This is a genomic window from Rhodobacter sp. P2_H5 (assembly GCF_056403335.1).
In genome coordinates, this window is the sequence record NZ_JBFUFS010000003.1 from 236,860 (window position 1) to 256,687 (window position 19,828).

The following is a 19,828-nucleotide window of genomic DNA, read 5'->3' on the forward strand; positions in this document are numbered from 1 at the left end:
CTAGCGGTAAAGCTGCGCTGCCACCGCCCGGAAGGCCGCCGCCGCGTCCTGCATGCTGGTGGCCGCAGCTAGCACCGGGTCGCTGGCCAGCCGCTTGGCCGTGGCGCGCAGACGGTCGGTCATCTCGACATTGGCTGCTGCCTCGGCGGCGGGGTCAAGGCCGGAATGGTCGGGGAACGTGTCGAAATAGATCACGCCGTCATAGCCTTGGCGGTCGAGTTCGACGAACAGCTCCAGCGTCTGCATCGGGTGGACCGATCCCACCATCAGCCCGTCATCGCGCTTGCCGTAGCCATCGTTGAGGTGCACCCCGAGGATGCGCGAATGCCGCCCGGCCAGCTGCGCCGATTGCGCCGGGATCTCGCCCGCAAACAGCACATGGCAGAAGTCGAGCGTGATGCCGGTATTGGCGCGGCCCAGTTCCTTGATCGCCAGAAGGTTGGTCGCGATATCGGGCATCAAGGAAAAGGCGCGCGGCTCGTTCGGCTTGTATTCCAGCGAGATGTCGAGGGCCTTGTTGTGGTCGCAGACCTGGGCGAGAGACTCCAGCGTGTCCTCCCACATCCGGGAATAATTGCCCTGAAAAGCGTAATCCACCCCGTCCTGTCCCATCCAGAGCGTCATCACCTGCCCGCCCATCGCGGCCAGGGCGTCAAGACCGCGCTTTGTGATGTCGATGGCCGCCTGGCGCACGCGCTTGTCGGGGTTGGTGAAGGCGCCAAGGCGAAAGCCCGGGTCGGTGTAATAGCGCATCGCCACGCCGTTCAGCGCGATGCCGTGGTCGGCCATGATCTTGCCGAGGTCGGCCGGGGCGAGGCCCTCGAAATGATCAGGAAAGTTCAGATCGGCGGCGTCGATCCCCGGCACCTTGCCGATGCGCGCCAGAAGCTCCGGCACGGTGGGCTTCGTCATCCCCAGCTTGAACGCGTTCAGACGGGCGGCATAGCGGGGGCGGTTGGGCAGCATGTGATCCTAATCCGGTTCGAAAAGGTCGGGGCGCGACAGGGCCAGAGGCTCCAGAAAGCCGATGAGCTGACCCAGATGCACCTTGGTCGCCTCGCGGGCGGCCTGCGGGTCGCGGGCCTCGATCGCGGCGAGGATGGCCAGATGCTCGACATAGGTCGCCTGCACCCGCCCGGTGGCCGGCAGGATCAGCTGGCGCGCCCGGTTGACATGGACCCAGGCCGTATCGGCCATGGCCGCGACCCGGCGAAAGCCGGTGAAGGACAGGATCAGCTCGTGCATCGCGGAATCGGTCTGGTAGAAGCCGGCGAAATCCTGATCCTCCAGCAGCGCCTGTTGCAGACGCAGGTTGCGGCGCAGCAGGATCAGCTGGTCTTCGGTGACCGACTGGGCCACGCGCTCCACCGCCGCAAGCTCCAGCGCCTCGCGCAGGAAGACACCTTCGCGGATCTCCTCCAGCGAGAAGCGCGCCACATAGGTGCCGGCCTGCGGGACGATGCGGACCAGATGTTCGACCGCAAGCCGCGCCACCGCTTCGGAGACCGGGCTGCGCGAGACGCCAAGCGCCTCGCAGATCTCGGGCTTGCGGATGATGTCGCCGGGGCGCAGCGACATCGACAGGATCGCCTCGCGCAGGCAGGTATAGACCTTCTGCGCCAGCGAACCCTGGAATTCATCCAGAGGCCGCAAAGCCTTGCGCGGCGGCAGCTGCACCTCGATCGCCAAAGGCGGAACGGAGACTTGAACTTGAGGGCTTTCAGCTTGTAGCATACTAACATGTTAGCGGGGACTGTGGCCCTGTCAACCGTTCGCGTGACCCGCCCCGGCTCCCTTCAAGTGAAAGGCCCCTGCCCCATGACGACGCTTGCCCCCCAGCCGGTGATCCGGCTGCATCCTTCCGACAATGTGATCATCGCCTTGCGCGATCTGCCCGCCGGGACCGTGCTGCCCGAGCTTGCCGAACCCTTGGCACAGGCGGTGCCGCGCGGCCACAAGATTGCGGCCCGGCCGATTGCTTCGGGCGCTCAGGTGATCCGCTATGGTCAGATTATCGGCAATGCGACGCGCGCGATTGCAACGGGAGAGCATATCCACACGCAAAACCTCGGCATGGGGGCGCATACGACCGACTACGCCTTTGCCAGCGAAAGCGCGCCGCAGCCGGTGGTCACCGAAAAGCGCACCTTCATGGGCTACCCGCGCCAGGACGGCAAATACGGCACGCGGAACTATCTGGGCATCCTGACCTCGGTCAACTGCTCGGCCTCGGTGGCGAAATTCATCGTCGAGGCGGTGGAGCGCGACGGCTGGCTCAAGGATTTTCCCAATGTGGACGGCGTGGTGGCGATCACCCATGGCACCGGCTGCGGCATGTCGGGCAAGGATGAAGGCTACGAGACCCTGTTCCGCACCCTGCAAGGCTATGCGCGGAACCCGAACTTTGGCGGCATCCTGGTGGCGGGCCTCGGCTGCGAAGTGCTGCAGGTCGCCAATCTGGTCGGCGCAGAGCGGCTGCGCAGCGATGGCAACTTCCGGCACATGACGATCCAGGACATGGGCGGCACCCGCCGCTCGGTCGAACGCGGCGTGGCGGCGCTGAAGGAAATGGCCGTGAAGGCCAATGAACACAGGCGCGAGCCCGCGGGGCTGGAGCATCTGATGGTCGGCATGCAATGCGGCGGCTCGGACGGCTATTCCGGCATCACGGCCAACCCGGCGCTCGGGGCGGCGTCGGATCTTCTGGTGGCGCATGGCGGCACCACGATCCTGTCCGAGACGCCCGAGATCTACGGCGCCGAACACCTTCTGACCCGCCGCGCCGTCAGCCGCGAGGTCGGCGAGAAGATCGTCGAGCGCATCAAGTGGTGGGAGGACTATACCGCGCGCCAGGGTGGTGAGATGGACAACAACCCCTCGCCCGGCAACAAGAAGGGCGGGCTGACGACGATCCTGGAAAAATCGCTGGGCGCCGTGGCCAAGGGCGGCACCGCTCCCCTGACCCAGGTCTACAAATTCGCCGAACCGATCACCGAGCGTGGCTTTGTCTATATGGACAGCCCCGGTTATGACCCGACCTCGGTCACCGGCCAGATCGCGAGCGGCGCCAACCTGATCGCCTTCACCACCGGGCGCGGCTCGGTTTCCGGCTACAAGCCCACGCCCTGCATCAAGCTCGCCACAAATGCCGAGATGTACGAGCGGATGTCGGAAGACATGGATGTCAACTGTGGCGACATCATTACCGAAGGGGTCAGCATCGAAGCCAAGGCGCAGGAAATCTTCGAATTGTTCCTGCGCGTGGCCTCGGGCGAGAAGACCAAGTCGGAGGAACTGGGCTTTGGCGGGGCGGAGTTCGTGCCCTGGGCGATGGGGGCGGTGATGTAGGCGGGACGCGAAGCAACCATCGGGACGCAACGATCCGGGGCGGCGCCGTCCAGTGCGGCGCGGCACCTTTGCCAGCGGCCAGGGTCTTGCCCCCCTCGGCGGGGCGGGGCGATCCTAGCCCGAGCCCGCTGAGGGAACGTCCGGCCTGAAGGTCCGACCGCTTTCGATGCAAAGCCGGCCGAACTGCCCTTTGCCGCCGAAAACATTCTTGCCGGAGCGCCGGGACCGACGCAGACTGGTTCTGTATTTGCCAGCAGCAGATTGGATTCATTCGGATGATCAGGACTTTGACAAAGGCTCTGGCCGGGCCGCTTTTGTCCCCCCAGCCCCCCGCATTGATGCCCGCATTGGTGGTGGCCGACATCACCCTCGGCGATGGCAATGACACGATCAGCTCGACCGCGGATCATGAACAGACCTTTGGCGGCGGCGGCGACGACTGGATCAGCATCAGCGGCTATTTCGCGGCGATCTATGGCGGAACCGGCAACGACCACCTGACCAGCACCAGCACCTATAGCCGCGTCCTCGGCGACGCGGGCAATGATGTGATCCTTGGCAATGCCGCAACCTTTGCCTATGGCGGGGACGGCAACGATGCGATTTCCCTTTTGGGCACCGTCACCACAAGCTCCGGCCTCTCCTACACCAATGCGGCCTATGGCGGCGCGGGCGACGACAGCCTGACCGGCTCTTTCGCCACCGACCCGAAACTGACCAATGTCAAATTCTACGGCGGCAGCGGCAATGACCTGTTCACCAACACCGCGCTTGCCTATGGCGATGAGGGCAATGACACCTTCCTGATGGGCAACATGGCCGAGGGCGGTGCGGGCAATGACAGCATCTATGGTGCGCACTCCGGATATGGCGGCGACGGCGCGGACGTTATGATCGGCCCGAGCGTCAATCTGGAGAACGGCAACTACTACGGCGGCGCCGGAAACGACCTGCTGGCGGGGGATATCTATCTTGACGGGGGCATCGGCGATGACACGCTGGATGGCACTCACTTCCTCCGCGGACGCTCCATTGTCGGCGGCGCCGGCAATGACCTGATCACCGGCAATCGCTTTGCCAGCATTTATGCCGGGGATGGCAATGACACGATCAGCGTGCTGGACGCGCCCGGGGGCACGTCAAACCACGGGATCTACGGCGGCGACGGCCACGATGTGATCACGGTGGGCGATACCGACGCGCAGGTCTGGGGCGGCGCCGGGCATGACCTGATCCAGCTGGGCTCGGGCGCCGATGCGGTCCTTGGCGAGGTGGGTCAGGATTCGATCCATGCCGGCGGCGGCACCGACACGGTGTGGGGCGGCGATGGCAATGACCAGCTTTGGGGCGATGTCGGAGACGACCTGCTGCAGGGCGACAACGGAGCCGACCAGCTTTATGGCGGGCTCAGCCACGACACGCTGGTGGGCGGAGCCGGAAACGACCTGCTGGACGGCGGCGGCGGTGCCGATCTTCTGAGCGGCGATCTGCCGGCGGGCTCGCTGGGCGTGCTGCATGGCGATGATACGATCCGGGGTGGCAACGGCGACGACACGGCCTTTGGCGGTTTGGGTTCCGACTGGCTGCAAGGCAACGCGGGCGACGACTATCTCTTTCTGGAAGGCGGGAACGACAAAGGCTATGGCGGCACGGGTCTGGACACGCTCTATGGCGGCGCCGGCGAGGATCGCCTCTATGGCGGGGCGGACGACGATCTTCTGAGGGGCGATCAAAACAACGACACGATCGCGGGCGACGCGGGCAATGACCGGCTGTTCGGCGGGCCAGGCGATGACAAGCTTTTTGGCGGCGCGGGGGATGACACGCTGTATGGCGGCACGGGGGCGGATGTCTTTGTCTTCACCACGGCGGCCGAAATCGGCTCGGGCCTCGATCAGATCAGCGATTTCCTGTCGGGAAGCGACCGGATCGACCTGCGCGGTCTCGGCGCGGGGCTGGAGTTTGCCGCCCTGGGCCTGACCGGCGCCGCCGGCGAGGTCGCCTATTCGGCGGACCAGCATCTGTTGCTGATCGACCTCGATGGCGGCGGGGCGGATTTGGAGATCACGCTCTTTGCCGACAGCTTTGGCGCGGGCGATCTGATCCTGGCCTGAGGGCTCTGGGCCAAAAAGCCCCAATGCGAAAGGCCCCCGTCAGGCGGGGGCCTCTTGCGACCTTACATCAATGTCGACACGTAAGTATCAGATATCCAACGTGTTCTCGTTTTCCCAGACCGAGAAGTGCGACGCGTAGCTGTTCCATTCCTGCGTCTTGAGCTTGATGAAGGCGGTGGAGAAGTCTTCGCCCATCATCGACTTCAGCGTCTTGTCCTTGTCGTATTCGCGCAGCGCGTCGAGCAGGTTCAGCGGCAGTTTCGGGGCGCCCTTCACCGTGTGGCCCATCTGGTACATATCGATGTCATGGCGCTTGCCGGGGTCGGCGTTGGTGCGCAACCCGTCAAGGCCGGCGGCGATGATCACGGCTTGCAACAGGTAGGGGTTCGCGGCGCCATCGGGCAGGCGCAGTTCGAACCGGCCAGGCCCGGGGACACGGACCATATGGGTGCGGTTGTTGCCGGTCCAGGTCACGGTGTTCGGCGCCCAGGTCGCACCCGAGGAGGTACGCGGCGCGTTGATGCGCTTGTAGCTGTTCACCGTCGGGTTGCAGATCGCGGCCAAGGCGGAGGCGTGCTTCATGATGCCGCCGAGGAAGGCGCGGCCCTTGTCGGAGAGGGACAGTTCCTTGGACGGGTCGGAGAAGGCGTTGGATTTGCCATCCGGGGTCCAGACCGAGATATGGGCGTGGCAGCCCGAGCCGGTCAGGCCCTCGAAGGGCTTCGGCATGAAGGTGGCGCGCAGCCCGTGCTTTTCGGCGACCGACTTCATCATGAACTTGAAGAAGGAATGCTTGTCGGCGGTCTGCATTGCGTCGTCATATTTCCAGTTCATCTCGAACTGGCCGACCGCGTCTTCGTGGTCGTTCTGGTAGGCCTCCCAGCCGAGTTCCAGCATGTAATCGCAGACCTCGGCGATCACGTCATAGCGGCGCATCACCGCCTGCTGGTCGTAGCAGGGCTTTTCGGCGGTGTCATAGGGGTCGGAGATCTGGGAGCCATCGGCGGTGAGCAGGAAGAACTCCGGCTCGACCCCGGTCTTAACGCGCAGGCCGTCCTTGGCCGCCTCGCCCACCAGACGTTCCAGCACGTTGCGCGGGGCCTGATCGACGAGCTTGCCTTCCATCGTGGCGCGGGCGGCGACCCAGGCCACCTCTTTCTTCCAGGGAAGCTGGATGACCGAGGAGGGATCGGGCACCGCCATCAGATCGGGGTGGGCGGGCGTCAGGTCCAGCCAGGTGGCGAAACCGGCAAATCCGGCCCCATCCACCGACATCTCGGCAATCGCCTGGGTCGGCACCAGCTTGGCGCGCTGGCTGCCGAACAGGTCGGTGTAGGAGATCATGAAGTATTTGACGCCCTTGTCTTTTGCCCATTTGGCAAGGTCAGTGACCATGGAAAGCTCCCTGTCTGGTCGGTGCTTATGCGGGTTCGCAGCGCACCTCGGTTTTTACGGAATTGGCGATGTAGCATTCCGCATGGGCGGCATGATGCAACGCAAGAAGATCGTCGGGGACGGCACCGCCCCAGGTGACATGCGGGCGCAGCGTGACTTGGGAAAGCCAGACGCGCCCGTCGGTTTTTGTGAGGGTTCCTTCGGCCTTGTCCTCGTAAGCGTCCACCACCAGACCCCTTTTGGCCGCAAGGTAGAGGAAGGTCATCATGTGGCAGGATGACAGGGCCGCAATCATGGCCTCTTCGGGATCAATCCCCGAAGGATCGGACTGGCGCGGCAGCACGAGGGGGGAGGAGGAGGCGGGCACGGTCAGCCCGCCGTCAAAGGACCAGACATGGGCGCGCGAGAAGCGGTTGTCGGTGAAGGGCTCGCCCTCCCGCCGTTGCCACCGCACCTCTGCCCCATGCAGCGCCATTTTACCGCCCCGGAACCCAGTTGGTGCCGGCCAAAGGCACGCCGGACATGGCGGACGCCTCCAGGGTCAGGGCGCAAAGATCCTCCGGCTCCAGATTGTGGAGCGAGCTCTTGCCGCAGGCGCGGGCGATGGTTTGCGCCTCCAGCGTCAGAACCTTCAGATAGTTCTTCAGGCGGCGGCCGCCGAGGACCGGGTCGAAGCGGCCCGACAAGGCCGGGTCCTGCGTGGTGATGCCCGCCGGGTCGCGGCCCTCGTGCCAGTCGTCATAGGCGCCAGCGGTGGTGCCAAGCTTGTTGTATTCGGCCTCCAAGGCCGGGTCGTTGTCGCCCAGGGCGATCAGCGCCGCGGTGCCGATGGCCACCGCATCCGCACCCAAGGCCATGGCCTTGGCCACATCGGCGCCGGTCCGGATGCCGCCCGAGACGATCAACTGGACCTTGCGGTGCATGCCAAGGTCTTGCAGCGCCTTCACGGCCTGCGGGATGCAGGCGAGGATCGGCATGCCGACGTTTTCGATGAAGACATCCTGCGTCGCAGCCGTGCCGCCCTGCATGCCGTCCAGCACAACCACATCCGCGCCCGCTTTCACGGCCAAGGCGGTGTCGTAATAGGGACGCGCGCCGCCGACCTTCACATAGATCGGCTTTTCCCAATCGGTGATCTCGCGGATCTCCAAGAGCTTGATCTCAAGATCATCCGGGCCGGTCCAGTCCGGGTGACGGCAGGCCGAGCGTTGGTCGATCCCCTTGGGCAGGTTACGCATCGCGGCCACCCGGTCGGAGATTTTCTGGCCCAGAAGCATGCCGCCGCCACCGGGCTTGGCGCCCTGCCCCACGACAACCTCGATCGCATCGGCGCGGCGCAGATCGTCGGGGTTCATGCCGTAGCGGGAGGGAAGATATTGATAAACCAGCGTTTTGGAATGGCCACGCTCTTCCTGCGTCATGCCGCCGTCGCCCGTGGTGGTCGAGGTGCCAGCAGCCGAGGCGCCACGGCCCAAAGCCTCCTTGGCCGGACCCGACAGCGCACCAAAGGACATGCCGGCGATGGTCACAGGAATATCCAGATGGATCGGCTTCTTGGCATAGCGGGTGCCGAGCCAGACATCGGTCGAGCATTTCTCGCGGTAGCCTTCCAGGGGGTAGCGGCTGATCGAGGCGCCCAGGAACAGCAGGTCGTCGAAATGCGGCAGGCGCCGCTTCGATCCGCCGCCGCGGATGTCATAAATCCCGGTCGCCGCAGCCCGGCGGATCTCGGCATTGACGTCGTTGGAGAAGGTCCAGGAATGCTTCGGCGGGGTGTGGGGAAAATCGGTCATGCTACCTCAGTACGCCTCGGCGTTGTCGACATTGAAGTTATAGAGCTTGCGGGCCGAACCGTAGCGCTTGAACTCTTCCGGCTTGGCCTTCCCCTCCGCCTCGCCGCGCTTCAGCAGATCGGCGAGGAGGGCCAGATGTTCCGGCCGCATTTCCTTCTCAATGCAGTCAGCGCCGAGCGACTTGACCGAACCGCGCACGAAAAGCCGCGCCTCGTACAGGCTGTCGCCCAAAGCCTCACCCGCGTCGCCCAGCACCACCATATTGCCCGACTGCGCCATGAAGCAGGACATGTGGCCGATGTTGCCGTGCACCACGATGTCGATGCCCTTCATCGAAATCCCGCAGCGCGACGAGGCATTGCCCTTGATGATCAACAAGCCGCCATTGCCGGTCGCCCCGGCATATTGGCTGGCATCGCCGTCGATGATGACGGTGCCCGACATCATGTTTTCCGCAACCCCCGGCCCGGCCGAGCCCTTGATGCGGATCGTCGCCTGCTTGTTCATGCCGGCGCAGTAATAGCCCGTGGACCCACGCACCGTGATCTCGACCGGGGCATCGACGCCGGCGGCGATCGCATGGGCGCCCTTGGGATTGATCACCTCCCAATCGGTCATGTTGGTGGCGGTCGCGTCAGTTTGGCCCTTGAGGGCGTGAAGCGAGGAGTTGAGGCCGCGCAGGCCGTCTTTCTCCAGATCGTAGGTCTGCATTCTCTCAACGCTCCCAGAAGTAAACAGTGGCGGGCTCCGGCTCCCAGACGCGGGCGGTCTCGATGCCCGGCAGGCTGACGAGGGCGCGGTATTCGCTGCCGAAAGCCACGTATTGATCGGTCTCCGCCATGACGGCGGGCTTGCAGGCGATGGGGTCACGCACCACGCCGAAGCCGTTCTTGGTGCCGACGACGAAGGTGAAGAAACCGTCGAGATCGGTCAAGGTCGCTTCCAGGGCATTGCCCAGCGTCTCGCCGGTCTGGATCTTGTGGCTGATGAAGGCGGCGCCAACCTCGGTGTCGTTCTCGGTCTCAAAGGTCATGCCCAGACGCTTCAACTCGCGCCGCACGCCATTGTGGTTGGAGAGCGAGCCGTTGTGCACCAGGCACTGGTCCGACCCGGTCGAGAACGGGTGCGCGCCCATCGTGGTCACGGCACTTTCGGTGGCCATGCGGGTGTGCCCGATGCCATGCGTGCCGCCCATTTTCGAGACGCCAAACCGCGCCGCGACATCCTTGGGCAGGCCCACTTCCTTAAAGATTTCAATGCTTTCGCCCGCGCTCATCACCTTGAGGGCGGGGCGCAGATGCGCCAGAGCCGAACGCGCCGCTTCCAGCTGGGCCAAGGGCACTTCCAGCACGGCATGGGTGTCCTTGACCAGCATCAGGACCGGCTGGCCGATGGCATCCTTCAGCTCTTCGTCAAGGCCGGCGAAGGCCTTCCACGGCTCGGAGGATTGCACGGTGATCTTCGCCCGCCCCTCGCCCGCGCCGGAATAAATCGCGATCCCGGCCGAATCCGGGCCGCGGTCGGTCATGGTGATCAGCATATCCGTCAGCATGGCGCCCAATTTCGGCTCCAGGCTCTTGTCCTTCAGGAACAGCCCAACGATGCCACACATGGTGAGTCTCCTTACACGTTTCCTGACAGCTAGCAGCCTTCGGAAACGGAATCAACTGACAGGAAACTTTTTTGCCCCGAGTGCAAGCCAAGCCTCAATTCATGCCTATTTTGCAGGCAGGCCAGAGATTTCTTGACAGAATGTCGCAGGCGGCGTTTCCTCAAGGAAAACAAAATTGCCGGTAAGAGAAAAGGGCACGCAGGCCAGCCCGATCGGCACAAGGCCATAGGGAGGAATAATGTCAGACCTTGATCGAAGGATCGGGGCGATGCATCGCAGCGACACGCGTGTCGCTTGGGCGTTTGTCATCGGCCTGTGGTTCGCCATCATCTTCGTGGCCATCGCCACCTGGGATCTCGCGCCGAACGGCACGGCGCGGGTCATGCTGCTGTGCGCCGGCGCGGTCATTCTGGTGTTCAACACCGCGGCCATCATGGCGATGCTGCGCCACTACCGCGAGGACCGCGATTTCATGTACGGGCTCGACATCAAGTTCCTTGATGCGGCCAAAGCGGCGCGGAGGGGATGATGGCGCGTTATATCCCCCCCAAGCAAAGCAAGCTCAGCCAGCTGTTCGACGTGGTCGTGCTGATGGCCATGACCTTCGGCGCACTCTACATCCCCTTGTTCATGGGCCTCGCCGGCGGCTCCAAATCGGTGCCCGAAGGCGCAGGCAAGACCTGGGAGGCGATGGGCCAGAACCCGACCCAGATCGCGCAGTACAACGCCCTGGGCTACACCGACCCCGCCGCCGTCTCGGACATCATCAACGCCCGCTACGACTACAGCTTCTCCATCCTGGCCCTTCTGGTCATGGTCGTCATCATCATCGCCTATTACGCCCTGATGCTGAAATTCTCTGAAACCGAATACCGCGAAGTCATCGCGGAAAAGTTCGACAGGTGAGGGCGCAATGAGCTTCTGGATTTACGCGGAATATGCGGCCTGGGCGCTGTCGGCGGTCTTCGGGCTTTACATGGTGGTGGACTGGCTGAAGACCGATTCCTCCTATTCGGAAGAGGTCCTGACCTCCTCCCGCGAGGGGGAGCTGGAGGCCATGACCGAAGCCCAAGGCATGCAACACGGGGGTGGCCATCATGGCTGATTTCGACATCACCTCCAAAACCATCGACGGCATGGGGCCGCATGGCACCAATGTCGGCCTGCTGCGCGTCCTTGGCCCGGCCCATGTCTGGGCGCTTGGCGTCGGCATCGTTCTGGTCGGCGAATACATGGGCTGGAACTTCGCCGTCGGCAAAGGCGGCGCCTATGCGGCGCTGATCGCCTGCTGGTTCGCGGGCATCCTTTACACCTGCGTGGCCATGATCGACTCCGAGGTCACCTCGACGGTCGCGGCCGCCGGGGGGCAATATACCCAGGCCAAGCATATCGTGGGCCCGCTGATGGCCTTCAATGTTGGCCTCTACCTCGTCTTCGCCTATACGATGCTGGAGGCCGCCAATGCGATCACCGCAGGCTACCTGATCTCCGAGGTGGCACGGCTGACCGGTTATGCCGACACGCTGGACCAGCGGCCCTTCATCATCCTGGCCATCATGTTCCTGGCCTGGCTGAACTATCGCGGCGTGCTGGCGACGCTGACCTTCAACCTCGTCATCACCGCCATCGCCTTCGTGGCCATCCTGATCCTGTTCGTCTCGACCACCGGCCTCGTCGGCCCGTCGCTGATGCACCATGCGGAGCTGATGTCCGGCCCCGCCGCCCTGCCCTATGGCTGGATCGGGGTTCTGGCCGCCATGCACTTCGGCCTGTGGTACTATCTCGGGATCGAAGGCACGACCCAGGCCGCCGAAGAGGTCCGCTCCCCCGCCCGCGCCCTGCCCTTCGGCACGCTGGCCGGGATCATGACCCTGCTGATCGCGGCGACGCTGACCTGGTATATCTGCGTCGGCCTGATCCCGTGGGAGTTTCTCGGCGACGGGGTGAACGGCTCGGTGGCGCCCCTCTTCGACGCGGCCCGCCTGACCCAGTCGCAGCCGCTGATCTGGCTTCTTGGGGTCGGCACGCTCTTTGCAACGCTCGCTTCCGCCAATGGCTGCATCAACGACGCCTCGCGGGCCTGGTTCGCCTTGGGCCGCGACAAATACCTGCCCGGCTGGTTCGGCGCGGTCCACCCGAAATTCCGCACCCCCTACCGCTCGATCATCTTCCTGGTGCCGATCGCTTTGGCCTTCGCGCTGAAAGCGCCGCTGGATCAGGTCGTCACCTTCTCGATCCTGTCGGGCCTCCTGGAATATACCTTCATGCCGCTCAACATGATCCTGTTCCGCAAGAAATGGCCGATGGGCTCGATCAAGCGCGGCTACGAACATCCGTTCCACCCGCTGCCCTCGGTCGTGCTCCTCAGCCTCTGCGCCGTGACCTTCTTCGCCGTCTTCCTCGGCTATGGCACGCAGCTGGTGGCGATGATCGCCTTCTACATCGTGGCCTCGCTCTGGTTCCACTTCTGGCGCTACCGTTTCGTCAGCCGCGCGGCCCAGTTCACCATGCCCTGGCCGCGCCCGAAGGGCTATTGAGACACTCCCCGGCCCGCCCGATCCGGCGGGCCGGGGCATTGAAAGGCCAAAGATGTCCCGGTTGATCCTGATCCTTCTCGCCCTCGGCCTCGCCCTCTGGGCCGTCCTGACGCTCAAGGCGCTGCTGCGCGCGATCCCGGCCCGCAAGGCCGCGCGGGCGGGCTATTTCGCCGCCAGCGCCGGGTTGATGACGGCGATCCGGCAGCAGGTGCAGCCGACCTGCTTTGCCCGCGTCGCAGGCCGCTACCGGGGCCTCAGCTTCGATCTTCAGGCCCTGCCCGACACGCTGAGCTTCCGCAAGCTTCCCGCCCTTTGGGTCATGGTCACCGTCACCGAACCGCAACCCCTGCAGGGCGAGACCCATGTCATGGCACGACCCAGCGGGATGGAGAGCTTCTCGACCCATGCCCAGATGCCCTGCGAAGTGACCCTGCCCCCCGGCTTTCCGCCCCATGCCACCCTGCGCTGCACCGACCCCGAGAACCTGCCCGACGCCGACCTCTTCGCCCGCATCGCCCCGCTCTTTGCAGAGCCAAGGCTGAAAGAGGTCGTCCTCTCCCCCAAGGGTCTCCGTCTCGTCTTTCTCGCCGAAGAGGCCGAGCGCAGCCGCTATCTGATCTTCCGCGACGCCGAACTGGGCCGCAGCCCGCTGCCCGCCCGGCACCTGCAGAACCTGCTCGACGCGCTCTGCGAGCTCCATTTCGCGCAAAACCCGCTGAGGGCCATCGCATGAACCGCCCGCCCCATCCCTGGCTCGTCCTCGCCACCAGCCTGCTTCTGCCCGGCTGCGGCCAGGTCCTGAACCGCCAGCCGACGCGCGGCCTGATGTTCCTGTTCTTCATGCTGCTGCTGGGCACGCTGACCGCGCTGACCGCCCCGCCGCAGGCCTCGGTCATAGGCCACATCGCCGGCGGAGTTTTCGTCTACGCCCTCTCCATCCCCGACGCCTACCGCAGAGCCCGCCTGCGCTGGACCCTGTGGCACCGCCCCCAGACCGGCGCCGCCTGACCCTTCATCGGTCCTCAAATATCCCACGGGTGAGCCATGTGCCCGCAGGGCGAAGACATGGCGCAAGGGAGGGTGTGAAACCCTCCGGGGCCGGCACCAGACACGCCCTGTCCCGCGCCTCAGAGCGCGGGGTGGGCGGGTGGGAGCGCTCTGAGGCGCGCTTCACCCCTGCGGATAGGCAATCACCGACAGATAGCGCGCGGGAAGTTTGGTCAGCGTCTCCGGCCCATGCCGCGCATCGGCGTCAAAGAACAGGCTGTCGCCGGGTTTCAGGTCAAACAGCTTGTCGCCATGCCGATAGGTCACCTCGCCCTCCAGCATGTACAAAAGCTCCAGCCCCTCATGCTGAAAGGTCGGAAACACATCCGCCTCGGTCGACAGCGTGATGAGGTAAGGCTCCACCACCACGCCGGAATTGTTCGAGCCGATATGGCCGAGCAGATTATATTGATGCCCCGCCCGCGTGCCGCGCCGCTCGACCTCGATATGGTCGCCGGCCTGCACATGCTGCACCTCGCGGCGCTCCTCATAGGATTTGAAGAAGGCGGTCACCGGCACCGAAAAGGCATGGCTCAGCACCTGCAAGGTGGTCAGCGAGGGCGAGGTGATACCATTCTCGATCTTCGACAGCATCCCGATCGACAGGCCGGTGATCTGCGCCAGATCCGCCACCGTCAGCCCCTGCTGGCGGCGAAAGGCGCGCACTTCGCGTCCGATCGCCGCCTCGAGATTGCGTTCGGAAATATCGCGGACCTTGTGCGGGTCCTGACTGAGGGTGGGCTTGCCACGCGGCACAAAGCTGTTGTCTTCGGTCATGCTTTTCGCTGAATGAGGGCGGTTTTTTTCACTATAGGAAAGAAAACCGCCACGCGACAAGCTAAACCCTCATAAAACCGACCGCGCCGCCGTGATCAGCGCATGATGCAGGCTTTCCGCCGAAGATCGCGGCCCATAAAGCGTCAGCAAGACCGCCGAGCGCTTGATGACATAGCAGCCCAGATGTTCGATCACGCTGCGGCTCGCGGTCCCCTCGGGCGCCGGGACGAGGTCAAGGTTCGACAACCGCTCCATCACCCGGGTCAGACCCTCTCCCGCCAGATCAAAGCGCACCCAGGCGTCGGTCTGTTCGGTGATCGAGGCGGCATCGCCAAAGATCGCCAAAAGCCCCGCGCGAATATCCGCGTGCGAGGCGAAAGGCGCCTCGACCATCCACATCTCCGGCGTGATCCAGAAGGCGCCAAGGATGGTGCCCTGCTGCGCCCTCCCGACCCCGGGCAGCGGCAGGCCCGCCGCTTCGGCCTTGGCCTGCACCTCGGTTTCGCGCCCGCGGCGCGGCGCGAGCGAGGCCAGCGCCACATCGGCGCGCTCGGTCAGGGTCCAGGGGCCGATGGTCTCCACCACGGGCGCGTCATGGCCGAGGGCGGTCAGAGGTTTCAGGATGAAATCAGGCACGAAGACGCTCCCCTTCCGGGTCGATGAAATGCGGGCTGACGATCTCGACTTCGGTGTCAGTCCCGGCCAACAGGTTGACGACACGCAGCTTTTCGCCCAGCCGCGCCGTGCCGTTCTTAAGGTACCCCAGCGCGATATGATGCCCAAGATGCGGCGAATAGACCAGCGAGGTCAGCCAGCCGTCGTCATGCTCCGCCGTGGCCGCGGCCCCGGTCTTCAGGAAATGGCTGCCCGCCTTCAGGGCATCGGCCGGGTTGACCGGCTTGACGCCGACCAGCCTGAGGCCATCCTCGCGCACCATCCCCTCGCGCTGCGAAAGTTTCACCCCGATCGCATCCTTCTTGCGGCTGACCATCTTGCCGAGCCCCATGTTCAGCGCCGTGGAAGTGCCGTTGAGCTCATTGCCCGCGACATGGCCCTTTTCGACCCGCATCACGCCCAAAGCCTCGGTGCCGTAAACCACGGCATCGAACTCCGCCCCCGCCTCCATCAGCTTGCGGATCATCGCATCGCCGTACCGCGTCGGCACCGCGATCTCGTAAGCCAGTTCGCCCGAAAAGCTGATCCGGAACAGCCGGGCACGCAACCCGCCCACGGTGATCTCGCCCGCGCCCATATAGGGGAAGGCCGCGTCGGAGATGTCCTGATCCACCACTTTCTGCAGCAGTTTCCGCGCATTGGGCCCGGCGACCGAGAACTGCGCCCAGGCTTCAGTGGTGGAGATCAGCTGCACATCCATGTCGGGCCACAAGACCTGGCGGCAGAACTCCAGATGGCGGAAGACGGTGACGGCATTGGCGGTTGTCGTCGTCATCACATATTCATTTTGGCCCATCCGCGCCGTGGTGCCATCGTCAAACACCATGCCATCCTCGCGCAGCATCAGCCCGTAGCGGCATTTGCCGACCGCGAGGGTCGAGAAGGTATTGGCATAGACCCGGTCGAGGAAAGCCCCGGCATCGGTGCCCTGAATGTCGATCTTGCCAAGCGTCGTCACATCGCAGATGCCGACCGATTTGCGCGTCGCCAGAACCTCGCGGTCGACCGACTGCCGCCACTCCGTCTCGCCGGCTTTCGGCACCCATTGCGTGCGCAGCCAATAGCCGACCTCGACAAAGGTCGCGCCCTGCTCCGTCGCCCATTTGTGCGAAGGCGTCAGGCGGAAGGGTTTGAAATCCTTGCCCCGCGCCCGGCCGCCCAAAGCGCCCATCGCAACGGGCGTATAGGGCGGGCGGTAGATCGTGGTCCCGGTCTGGGGGATCGTCTTGCCGGTCAGTTCGGCCATGACGGCCAGACCCAGCACGTTGCCGGTCTTGCCCTGATCGGTCGCCATGCCGAGCGTGGTATAGCGTTTCAGATGCTCGACGGCGGTGAAATTCTCCTGATGCGCCAGCTTGATGTCCTTGACGGTCACATCGTTCTGCTGGTCGATCCAGGCCCGGCTTGCGCCCTTGACGAACCACAGGGGTTTGATCGTCACCGGCGCATCCTCGGCCCTGGGCAGGTTCGTGGCAGGGGCGGCCCGCCCAAGGACTTCCAGCACCTGCCGCGCCACGGCATCGCCCGTGACAAGCGCGCTATGGGTGGACATGGCACCCGCAGCGGCCCCGGCCACCGACAGGTTCACCGGCCCGCCCTCGCCCGGCACGAAAGCCGCGATATCCTCGCGCCAGACGGGTTTGGAGCGGTGGTGCGAGGTGATGTTCACATTCGGGTTCCAGCCGCCCGAGACGCCAAGCGCATTGGCCTTGATCACCTCGGTCTTGCCATTGGCAAGCTTGACCGTGATGGCGGAAAGACCAAGCCGCCCGTCGCTGTCCACCACTTGCGCCCCGCGCAGGTGGCGGATGCCGGGGAGGAGCTCACCACCCTCGCGGCTGTCGATCACGGCCACCACGTCGACGCCCTTGGCCTGCAGATCAAGCGCACTGCGCAAGCCATCGTCATTGTTGGTGAAAACCGCCGTGCGGTCACCGACCGAAACGCCCCAGCGGTTGGCATAGGCGCGCAGTGACCCCGCCAGCATGATGCCGGGGCGGTCGTTGTTCTCGAACGCGATCGGACGTTCGGTGGCCCCGGCGGCGAGGATCGCGCGTTGGGAATAGATCCGCCAGAAGGTCTGGCGCGGCTTGTGGGCCATGGGCACGGCGAGGTGATCGGAAACCCGTTCCACCGCGCCATAAATGCCGTGGTCGAAGGCACCGACCACGGTGGTGCGCGGCATCAGGCGGACGTTCGGCAGGGTGGCAAGTTCGGCCACCGCAGCGACCGCCCAGTCTGCGCCGTTCTGGTCACCCAAAGCGAAGGTCTCGGCATTCAGCCGCCCGCCCATCCGGAAATCCTCATCGGCGAGGATGACCCGTGCGCCAGAGCGGCCAGCGGTCAGCGCCGCCGACAGGCCGGCGGGACCCGCACCGATGATCAGGATATCGCAGTGCAGGAAGCCCTTGTCGTATTGGTCGGGGTCCTCGACGCGGTTCAGCGTGCCAAGCCCTGCTGCGCGACGGATGATCGGTTCATAGACCTTCTCCCAGAAGGATGCGGGCCACATGAAGGTCTTGTAGTAGAACCCGGCGGTGAAGAAGCTGTTGAAACGGTCATTGATCGCCAACGCATCGAACTTCAGCGAGGGCCAGCGGTTCTGGCTTTGCGCGACGAGGCCGTCAAACAGCTCGGCCACCGTGGCGCGGGTGTTCGGTTCCTGCCGCGCGCCGGTGCGCAGTTCGACGAGGGCGTTCGGCTCCTCAGATCCGGCGGAAATCACCCCGCGCGGGCGGTGGTATTTGAAGCTGCGCCCCATCAGGCGGACGCCGTTGGCCAGAAGCGCCGAGGCGAGGGTGTCGCCGGGGTGGCCGGTGAAGGACTTGCCATCGAACTGGAAGTTCAGGGTGGTCTTGCGGTCGATCTGACCGCCTGCAATGCGGTTGGATTGGGTCATTTCGAACGCCCCTCTGCCCTTGCCACATCGCGGGCGAGTTCGGCCGAGACGATCTCATGCGTCAGCGTGTTGCGGGTGACGACCAGCCAGGAGCGGTCGCCCTGCTCGTGATACCAAAGCTCGCGGTGCAGGCCGGCGGGATTGTCGCGCAGATAGGCGTAGTCGTGCATCTCCTCCAAGGAGGCGGTCATGCCGTCCGGGCGGCGGATCAGGCTGGCGTCGCCCAAGTAGACGAACTCCTGCGCGTCACGCGGGCCGAGGATGGGATGGGGGATGATCATGACAGGGCTCGCGTTTGGGAGGCGTTGAACGCTCCGCGGGGAGTATTTGGGCAGAGGGCAAATTGGCGCATCAGTGCAGGTTCGGCGTGGCGCCCTGGCCCTTTTCGTCGATCATCAAGCCTTTGAGGAAGCGATCGAAACGGTAGGCCGTGGCGGTTTTGTGGGGTTGGTCAGTGGCCAGAAGGTGGGCGAAGCACCAGCCGGAGGCGGGGGTGGCCTTGAAGCCGCCATAGCACCAGCCGCCGTTGAAATAGAGGCCCTCGACATGGGTCTTGTCGATGATGGGCGAGCCGTCCATCGACATGTCCATGACGCCGCCCCAGGCGCGCAAGAGGCGGGCGCGGCCGAGCATCGGCATCAGGGCCATGCCGCCCTCGACCACATCCTCGATCACCGGAAGGTTGCCGCGTTGGGCGTAGGAGTTGTAGCCGTCGATGTCGCCGCCGAAGACAAGGCCGCCCTTGTCGCTTTGGCTGACGTAGAAGTGCCCGGCGCCGAAGGTCATCACGCCGTCGATCAGGGGTTTAAGGCCCTCCGAGACGAAGGCCTGCAGCACATGGCTTTCCATCGGCAGGCGCATGCCGGCATGGCTCATGACGCGAGAGGAAGAGCCTGCCACCGCCACGCCAACCTTTTTCGCGCCGATGAAACCCTTGGTGGTCTCGACCCCGAGAATGCGACCATTCTCGATCCGCATGCCGGTGACTTCGCAGTTCTGGATCAGATCGACGCCCCGGCTGTCGGCGCCGCGGGCATAGCCCCAGGCCACGGCGTCATGGCGGACGGTGCCGCCACGGCGCTGCATGAGCGCCCCCTTGATCGGGAAGCGGGCGTCGTCGAAATTGAGGAAGGGATACATGGCCCGGACCTGATCGCGGTTCAGAAGCTCCGCATCCGCGCCGTTCAGGATCATCGCATTGCCGCGCCGTGTGGCGGCATCGCGGGCGGCGTCGGTGTGGATCAGGTTGATGATGCCGCGCTGCGAAACCATGGCGTTGTAGTTGAAGTCCTGCTCCAGCCCCTCCCAGAGCTTCAGACTGAACTCGTAGAACGGCTCGTTGCCGTCCAGAAGGTAGTTCGAGCGGATGATCGTGGTGTTGCGGCCCACGTTGCCGCCGCCGAGATAGCCCTTTTCGACCACGGCGATCCGGGCCTGCTTGAACTCCTTGGCGAGGTAATAGGCGGTCGCAAGGCCATGCCCGCCGCCGCCGACGATGACATAGTCATAAGCGGCCTGCGGGGCCGGGTCGCGCCAGGCGGGCGTCCAGCCCTTATGGCCGGTCAGGGCCTCTTTCAGGATCCGAAAGCCGGAATAGCGCATCATATTCTCCACTTCGCTGGCTGGAGCCT

General features: G+C 64.7%; 20 protein-coding genes. 8 read left to right on the plus strand and 12 right to left on the minus strand.

Annotated features, from left to right (window positions below):
- Window positions 1-966 carry a sugar phosphate isomerase/epimerase family protein gene (locus AC1DVR_RS05345; RefSeq protein WP_477999501.1) on the minus strand — a complete coding sequence of 322 codons (966 nt, stop codon included), beginning with the start codon at window positions 964-966 and terminating at the stop codon, window positions 1-3.
- 6 nt (window positions 967-972) lie between these two features.
- Window positions 973-1,734, minus strand: coding sequence for a GntR family transcriptional regulator (locus AC1DVR_RS05350; protein ID WP_477999502.1), 762 nt, complete (start codon window positions 1,732-1,734; stop codon window positions 973-975).
- Window positions 1,735-1,818: 84 nt separating this feature from the next.
- Here AC1DVR_RS05350 and AC1DVR_RS05355 point away from each other — a divergent pair, with 84 nt between their 5' ends.
- Together AC1DVR_RS05355 and AC1DVR_RS05360 are read left to right on the plus strand one after the other, a co-directional pair.
- Window positions 1,819-3,348 carry a UxaA family hydrolase gene (locus tag AC1DVR_RS05355; protein ID WP_477999503.1) on the plus strand — a complete coding sequence of 510 codons (1,530 nt, stop codon included), beginning with the start codon at window positions 1,819-1,821 and terminating at the stop codon, window positions 3,346-3,348.
- Window positions 3,349-3,623: 275 nt separating this feature from the next.
- Window positions 3,624-5,462 (plus strand): calcium-binding protein, encoded by a 1,839-nt coding sequence (locus tag AC1DVR_RS05360; protein ID WP_477999504.1) that lies wholly within the window; start codon window positions 3,624-3,626, stop codon window positions 5,460-5,462.
- An 87-nt stretch (window positions 5,463-5,549) separates the two neighbouring features.
- Here the strand turns inward: AC1DVR_RS05360 and glnT are convergent, their stop codons facing one another.
- The 5 genes from glnT to AC1DVR_RS05385 are packed head-to-tail and all read right to left on the minus strand — an operon-like array spanning window position 5,550 to window position 10,262.
- Window positions 5,550-6,857, minus strand: coding sequence for a type III glutamate--ammonia ligase (glnT, locus tag AC1DVR_RS05365; protein ID WP_477999505.1), 1,308 nt, complete (start codon window positions 6,855-6,857; stop codon window positions 5,550-5,552).
- Between the two features lie 25 nt (window positions 6,858-6,882).
- The gene (locus AC1DVR_RS05370; RefSeq protein ID WP_477999506.1) at window positions 6,883-7,332 is read right to left on the minus strand and encodes an OsmC family protein; all 450 of its coding nucleotides are present in this window, start codon (window positions 7,330-7,332) and stop codon (window positions 6,883-6,885) included.
- A gap of 1 nt (window position 7,333) precedes the next feature.
- Complete coding sequence (locus tag AC1DVR_RS05375; protein ID WP_477999507.1) at window positions 7,334-8,650, minus strand: FMN-binding glutamate synthase family protein; 1,317 nt, start codon at window positions 8,648-8,650, stop codon at window positions 7,334-7,336.
- A gap of 6 nt (window positions 8,651-8,656) precedes the next feature.
- Complete coding sequence (locus AC1DVR_RS05380; RefSeq protein WP_477999508.1) at window positions 8,657-9,361, minus strand: protein GlxC; 705 nt, start codon at window positions 9,359-9,361, stop codon at window positions 8,657-8,659.
- A gap of 4 nt (window positions 9,362-9,365) precedes the next feature.
- Complete coding sequence (locus tag AC1DVR_RS05385) at window positions 9,366-10,262, minus strand: class II glutamine amidotransferase (protein ID WP_477999509.1); 897 nt, start codon at window positions 10,260-10,262, stop codon at window positions 9,366-9,368.
- 238 nt (window positions 10,263-10,500) lie between these two features.
- Here AC1DVR_RS05385 and AC1DVR_RS05390 point away from each other — a divergent pair, with 238 nt between their 5' ends.
- Genes AC1DVR_RS05390 through AC1DVR_RS05415 form a run of 6 tightly spaced genes read left to right on the plus strand, consistent with a single transcriptional unit; the run spans window position 10,501 to window position 13,807 of the window.
- Window positions 10,501-10,791, plus strand: coding sequence for a hypothetical protein (locus AC1DVR_RS05390; protein ID WP_477999510.1), 291 nt, complete (start codon window positions 10,501-10,503; stop codon window positions 10,789-10,791).
- Window positions 10,791-11,168 carry a hypothetical protein gene (locus AC1DVR_RS05395; RefSeq protein WP_477999511.1) on the plus strand — a complete coding sequence of 126 codons (378 nt, stop codon included), beginning with the start codon at window positions 10,791-10,793 and terminating at the stop codon, window positions 11,166-11,168. Before AC1DVR_RS05390 ends, AC1DVR_RS05395 begins: the two co-directional genes overlap by 1 nt.
- Before the next feature lie 7 nt (window positions 11,169-11,175).
- Entirely contained in the window at window positions 11,176-11,367 is a 192-nt protein-coding gene (locus AC1DVR_RS05400) for a hypothetical protein (protein ID WP_477999512.1), read from the plus strand.
- Window positions 11,360-12,799, plus strand: a complete 1,440-nt coding sequence (locus AC1DVR_RS05405; protein WP_477999513.1) for an APC family permease — start codon at window positions 11,360-11,362, stop codon at window positions 12,797-12,799. Before AC1DVR_RS05400 ends, AC1DVR_RS05405 begins: the two co-directional genes overlap by 8 nt.
- Before the next feature lie 52 nt (window positions 12,800-12,851).
- Window positions 12,852-13,532 (plus strand): hypothetical protein, encoded by a 681-nt coding sequence (locus AC1DVR_RS05410; RefSeq protein ID WP_477999514.1) that lies wholly within the window; start codon window positions 12,852-12,854, stop codon window positions 13,530-13,532.
- On the plus strand, window positions 13,529-13,807 hold the full coding sequence (locus AC1DVR_RS05415) for a hypothetical protein (protein WP_477999515.1): 279 nt from the start codon (window positions 13,529-13,531) through the stop codon (window positions 13,805-13,807). The genes AC1DVR_RS05410 and AC1DVR_RS05415 overlap by 4 nt, the downstream gene beginning before the upstream one ends.
- Window positions 13,808-13,969: 162 nt before the next feature.
- Here the strand turns inward: AC1DVR_RS05415 and AC1DVR_RS05420 are convergent, their stop codons facing one another.
- The 5 genes from AC1DVR_RS05420 to AC1DVR_RS05440 form a co-directional block, all read right to left on the minus strand.
- Entirely contained in the window at window positions 13,970-14,623 is a 654-nt protein-coding gene (locus AC1DVR_RS05420; protein WP_477999516.1) for a helix-turn-helix domain-containing protein, read from the minus strand.
- 69 nt (window positions 14,624-14,692) lie between these two features.
- Entirely contained in the window at window positions 14,693-15,259 is a 567-nt protein-coding gene (locus AC1DVR_RS05425; RefSeq protein WP_477999517.1) for a sarcosine oxidase subunit gamma, read from the minus strand.
- Window positions 15,252-18,197, minus strand: a complete 2,946-nt coding sequence (locus tag AC1DVR_RS05430) for a sarcosine oxidase subunit alpha family protein (protein WP_477999518.1) — start codon at window positions 18,195-18,197, stop codon at window positions 15,252-15,254. Before AC1DVR_RS05430 ends, AC1DVR_RS05425 begins: the two co-directional genes overlap by 8 nt.
- Complete coding sequence (locus tag AC1DVR_RS05435) at window positions 18,194-18,478, minus strand: sarcosine oxidase subunit delta (RefSeq protein WP_477999519.1); 285 nt, start codon at window positions 18,476-18,478, stop codon at window positions 18,194-18,196. The genes AC1DVR_RS05430 and AC1DVR_RS05435 overlap by 4 nt, the downstream gene beginning before the upstream one ends.
- Before the next feature lie 70 nt (window positions 18,479-18,548).
- Window positions 18,549-19,799, minus strand: a complete 1,251-nt coding sequence (locus AC1DVR_RS05440) for a sarcosine oxidase subunit beta family protein (RefSeq protein WP_477999520.1) — start codon at window positions 19,797-19,799, stop codon at window positions 18,549-18,551.
- Window positions 19,800-19,828 lie beyond the last annotated feature (29 nt).